Genomic DNA, 4,712 nt, shown 5'->3' on the forward strand with positions numbered 1-4,712 from the left:
CGCACGCATCGATCCCGCCCTCCGGCGCCTCGACGACTGGCTGGAGCGCAACGGCACGAAGCTGAGTGCGGTCTCCTTCCTCGCAGTGGGTGTGCTCCTCACCGCCTACGGGGCTGTGGGCCTCGTCATCTGAGCGGCTCCGCTCCCCCATCCGCACTCTCGGCTCGGTCACCCAGAGCGGCCCTTGACCATATGGTCGGCATTCACCGACCATATGAGTATGACCGACCATACTGACGATGCCGACCGTACGCGCACCTCCGCCAGCGCCGCAGCGGCACCCGTGCCGCCGGACTATCCGCTCGACGAGGTCCGCAGCCTCAGCAGCCCCGAGGAGCACCGCGCGCTCTTCGAGGAGACCCGGATGCAGATCGTGAGTGCGCTGAGCGAGCGGGCGGCCACCACCAGCGAGCTCTCCCACCTGCTCGACCGGCCCAAGGGCACGATCGGACATCATCTCAAGGTGCTCGAGGCCGCAGGGCTGGTGCGGGTCGTGCGCCGGAAGCGGGTGCGCGCACTCGAGGCCAAGTACTACGGCCGCACCGCGCGGGTCTTCCTGTACGGGCGGGAAGGCGCGGGGACGCGGGTCCCGGAGCAGGTCATCGACCTCGCCGCCGCGGAGCTCGCACAGGTCCCGCAGGACCACGGCGGCGTGCTGAACGCGAACATCCGCCATGTGCGCGTGCCCACGGAGCGTGCAGAGGAGATCAGCGCCCGCCTCAATGCGCTGCTGCAGGAGTTCGCGGACTCACCGCGCGGGGGCACCACCACCTACGCCCTCGCCTTCGCCCTCTATCCCTCCCCGCGCCCGCCGCTCGGCTCCGCCGGCGGCGAGGAGACATGACGGGGGCCGGGGCTCCCGAGGCAGGAGGCGCCTCGGCCCCCGCGCCTCGTCTGGGCGGGCGCTACTGGAGGCTGCTCGTGGCCTCGGCGGCGGCGAACCTGGGCGACGGCCTCATGAGCGTGGCCGTCGTGTGGCTCACCTCGTCCCTCACCCGCGAACCCCTGTGGCTCACCCTCGTCGCACTGGCCACCCGGCTGCCCTGGCTGCTGCTCTCCCTGCCCGCGGGCGTCCTCGCCGACCGCGTCGACCGGTGCCGCCTCGTCGCCGCCATGGACGGGGCGCGCTGCGTCCTCGTCCTCGCCTTCGCACTCCTCCTGCTCGCGGTCCGCGGTCCGGCACCCGCACCCGACCCCGTCTCCCATGCGGATGCCGCTCCCGGGACCGTCCTCCTCCTCACCGCTCTCTGCCTCCTCGCCTTCCTCGTGGGCTGCGCGGAGGTGCTGCGCGACACCACCGCACAGACCCTCATGCCCTCCCTCGTCGACCAGCGACTGCTGGAACGGGCGAACGGACGGCTCTGGGGTGCGGAGACGGCCCTGGGCGGCTTCGCCGGACCGGCACTCGCCGGAGCGCTCGTGGGGGGTCGCCGTGGTCGTGCCCTTCGGTGCCCACGCGGCGCTGCTCGCGCTCGCCGGTGCGCTCATGCTCACCCTGCGAGGAGACGACGGGCGCAGGCGGGGCCGGGCCGGCCGCGCGGACTCTCCCCTCCCGCCCTCCTTCCGCCGCGAGACCGCCGAGGGCCTCGCCTGGCTCTGGCGCCACCGGCTGCTGCGCACGCTGGCCCTGCTGCTGGGCGCATTCAACCTCCTGGGCATGCTCACCTCGGCGCAGTTCGTCTTCTTCGCCCAGGACGTGCTGGGCGTGAGCGGCGGGCTCACGTTCGGGATGCTCACGACCGGCATGGCGACGGGCGCCCTCGCAGGCTCCCTCACCGGCGACCGCGTGGCCGAGCGGGCTCGCGAGGGCACTGTCCTGCGCGGATCCCTCCTCATCATCGGCACCTGCTACGGCGTCATCGGCCTGCTCAGCCATGCCGCTGCGGTCTGGGCGGTGAGCGTCGCGATGGGGTTCGCCGTGGTCGTCTGGAACATGGTGACGGTATCCCTCCGCCAGCGGATCATCCCCGACCGGCTGCTGGGGAGGGTGAACTCCGTCTACCGCTTCTTCGGCTGGGGGACGATGTCGCTGGGTGCGCTCGCGGCGGGCGCGCTGGTCTCCCTCCTGGAACCGGAGCTCGGCCGCGAGTGGGCGCTGCGGTCCACATACCTGAGCGCCGCCGTGCTCATGGCCCCGCTCCTCCTGTGGGGATGGCCGCGGATCGGCAGCGCCCGCATCGATGCCGCACGCGCCGCCGCGGCAGCCGCCGAGGCCGCCCGCCTGGCACAATGACGCGCATGCGCGATTTCGAGGAGCTCATCGACGAGGCCGCCCGCGCGGACGTGACGGGCTGGGACTTCTCCTGGCTGGACGGCAGGGCGAGCGAGGAGCGGCCGCCCTGGCGCTACTCCCGTCTGCTGGGCGAGGCCGTCGCACGGGCGCGGACCGCCGTCGACCTCGACACCGGCGGGGGCGAGGTGCTCGCCGAGGCCCCGCTCATGGCCGCGGACCCGCACGCCACCGAGAGCTGGCCGGCCAATGCCGCCCGTGCCCGGGAGCTGCTGGGTCCGCGGGGCGTGACCGTCCACGAGACGGCCCCGGGAGCACCGCTCCCATTCGCGGACGCCAGCGTGGATCTGGTCACGGCCCGCCACCCGGTGAAGCCCGCCTGGTCGGAGATCGCACGCGTGCTCGCGCCAGGCGGCGAGTACCTGGGGCAGCACGTGGGTCCGGAGTCCGCATTCGAGCTCATCGAGTTCTTCCTCGGCGAGACCACTGCGGCACAGCGCGCGGACCGCCGCCCGGACCTCGAGGCGAACGCCGCCGCGGAGGCCGGACTCGAGGTCACCGATCTCCGCAGCGCCCGGCTGCGGATGGAGTTCCGGGACGTGGGCGCGGTCGTCTGGATCCTCCGCCGGTGCGTGTGGTGGGTGCCGGACTTCAGCGTCGAGCGGTACCGGGACCGGCTCCGGGACATGGACGCCCACATCCGCCGCCACAGGAGCTTCGTCGCGCACTCCACCCGCCATCTCCTCCGCGCCCGGAGGTGACCGGCGCATCGCTCCGCGTCATGGGGCCAGGCCGTCGAGCCAGCTCCTCACAGCGGCCCTGATCAGGTGGCCCGGCATGTCTGCCGGGTGGAGGGCAGCGGCGTGTGCGAGACCGTCGAGGAGCGCCCTCAGCTCCACGGTTGCGGTCTCGACGTCCACAGCAGGATCCGCGAGCCCGGCCTCGCGCAGGGCGAGGATCGCCCCGCGGGTGAGATCGACGGCAGCGGCCCGATCCTGCGCGACGATCTCGGCGAGTGCAGGATCGGTCCGCGACTCGACGAGGAAGGCCAGCGCGATCTGCTGCTCCTCGACCTGTGCGGGAGTGACGGGCAGCAGCGCCCACATCGTCTGTTCGATCCGGTCCCGGACGGGAAGGTCCCCCGCGACGGCTGCGAGGCGCTGCGCGGCCCTTTCGTTGATGAGCTCGAAGGCGTAGATCTGCAGCTCCCGCTGCTCACTGAAGTAGTGGCGCAGCGAGCCCACCGAGAGCCCTGCCTCCTCCGCGACGGCGCGGACCGAGGCCTTCGCCAGACCGGCGCGGAGGATCACGCGCCAGGTCGCCTGCGCGACGTCGTGGCGCCGCTGTTCGGGATCGACGTGTCGAGGCATGCTCCACAGCATACATTGAAGAAGAACAGTCGTACTAGTACGCTCGTATCACATGAGCATCGACAGTCCCCGTCCACGGAGGCGACAGAAGCGCGCGCTGACGTCCGCAGTGTTCCTCAGCGGAGCCGGAGAGGTCGTCGACTTCATGCTGCCGCTCTTCGCCGCAGCGTCGATCGGCCTCACGCCAGCGCAGATAGGCGTCCTGCTGGCCGTGGAACTCGCAGTCTCACTCGCAGTGCGGCCGGCTGCGGGATCTCTCGCAGACCGCTTCGAACGCCGCAGTGTCGCAGCCCTCGGTGCGCTCCTCTACGCCGCGGCATGCCTCGGATACGCGTGTGCGGCCGATCCGGCCCTCGCGTATGCCGCCGCAGCGGTCGGAGGGGCGGGCGGCGCGCTGCTGTGGGTCGCACTCAGGGCGATCGTCGGTGAGCGGCTCGGCGAGGACTCCGGAGCATTCGCCGCACTGGTCTCCGCGGAGGAGACGGGAAGCTGGGTCGTCTTCGTGCCGGTGTTCCTCCTCATCGGCCCGGTGGGCTACCAGGGCGTGTTCGCAGCACTCGCCGTCTGCTGTCTCGTGGGCGCAGTCATCATGCTGACCGCCCCGAGGGGGCCGGCCCGCACGCCCTCCGCCTCCGCCGCATCCGCTGACACCGCCGCGTCCGCAAAGGAGGCGGAGCCCGCGCCGCCGCCGACGCGGCGGCGGTCCGGACACGTACGCGGCGCGGAACTGCGTCATCGTCTCCTGGTCGCTCTTGAGGTAACCCACACCCGGCTCCTGCGGCAGCGTGTACGCGTCGGGAACGCCTAGCACGGTGCGCGATTCCGCGGCTGAGAAGGTCCGTAGGCCGACGCGGTACGACAGGTACGTGTCGAGCCCGCGGAGCTTGCCCTCTTCCAGCCGCTGGGACGCGAGCAGCAGGTGGATCTGGAGCGAGCGACCGACGCGCCCGATGTTGATGAAGCTCTCCACGAACTCGGGCTTGGCGGCGAGCAGCTCGGAGAACTCGGCGGCGATGATGAGCAGGGCGGGAAGCGGCTCCAGGTCGGTGCGACCACCGCGGCGTGCCTTCTCATAGTCGTTGACGTTGGCGAAGTTGCCCGCGGCCCGGAGC

General features: G+C 72.0%; 5 protein-coding genes and 2 pseudogenes. 5 read left to right on the forward strand and 2 right to left on the reverse strand.

The window, feature by feature from the left end; all coding sequences use genetic code 11:
• Positions 1 to 220: 220 nt before the first annotated feature.
• The 4 genes and pseudogenes from Q0A33_RS12150 to Q0A33_RS12160 all read left to right on the forward strand — a co-directional run bounded on the left by Q0A33_RS12150 (position 221) and on the right by Q0A33_RS12160 (position 2,991).
• A complete protein-coding gene (locus Q0A33_RS12150; RefSeq protein WP_291796985.1) occupies positions 221 to 844 on the forward strand; it encodes a transcriptional regulator in 624 nt (207 codons plus the stop codon).
• Positions 841 to 1,410 (forward strand): annotated as a pseudogene (locus Q0A33_RS16600) (MFS transporter); the annotation flags it as partial. The gene Q0A33_RS12150 and the pseudogene Q0A33_RS16600, both read left to right, overlap by 4 nt.
• Before the next feature lie 22 nt (positions 1,411 to 1,432).
• The gene (locus Q0A33_RS12155; protein WP_291796988.1) at positions 1,433 to 2,233 is read left to right on the forward strand and encodes an MFS transporter; all 801 of its coding nucleotides are present in this window, start codon (positions 1,433 to 1,435) and stop codon (positions 2,231 to 2,233) included.
• A gap of 5 nt (positions 2,234 to 2,238) precedes the next feature.
• Positions 2,239 to 2,991, forward strand: coding sequence for a class I SAM-dependent methyltransferase (locus Q0A33_RS12160; protein WP_291796991.1), 753 nt, complete (start codon positions 2,239 to 2,241; stop codon positions 2,989 to 2,991).
• An 18-nt stretch (positions 2,992 to 3,009) separates the two neighbouring features.
• Here Q0A33_RS12160 and Q0A33_RS12165 read toward each other — a convergent pair whose 3' ends face one another.
• A complete protein-coding gene (locus Q0A33_RS12165) occupies positions 3,010 to 3,600 on the reverse strand; it encodes a TetR family transcriptional regulator C-terminal domain-containing protein (protein WP_291796993.1) in 591 nt (196 codons plus the stop codon).
• Positions 3,601 to 3,652: 52 nt separating this feature from the next.
• Here Q0A33_RS12165 and Q0A33_RS12170 point away from each other — a divergent pair, with 52 nt between their 5' ends.
• The gene (locus Q0A33_RS12170; protein WP_363316597.1) at positions 3,653 to 4,408 is read left to right on the forward strand and encodes an MFS transporter; all 756 of its coding nucleotides are present in this window, start codon (positions 3,653 to 3,655) and stop codon (positions 4,406 to 4,408) included.
• Here Q0A33_RS12170 and Q0A33_RS12175 read toward each other — a convergent pair.
• Positions 4,292 to 4,712, reverse strand: a pseudogene (locus Q0A33_RS12175) (type VII secretion protein EccC); the annotation flags it as partial. The gene Q0A33_RS12170 and the pseudogene Q0A33_RS12175 overlap by 117 nt on opposite strands.

This window comes from Brevibacterium sp. (assembly GCF_022712115.1).
Classification (GTDB): domain Bacteria; phylum Actinomycetota; class Actinomycetes; order Actinomycetales; family Brevibacteriaceae; genus Brevibacterium; species Brevibacterium salitolerans.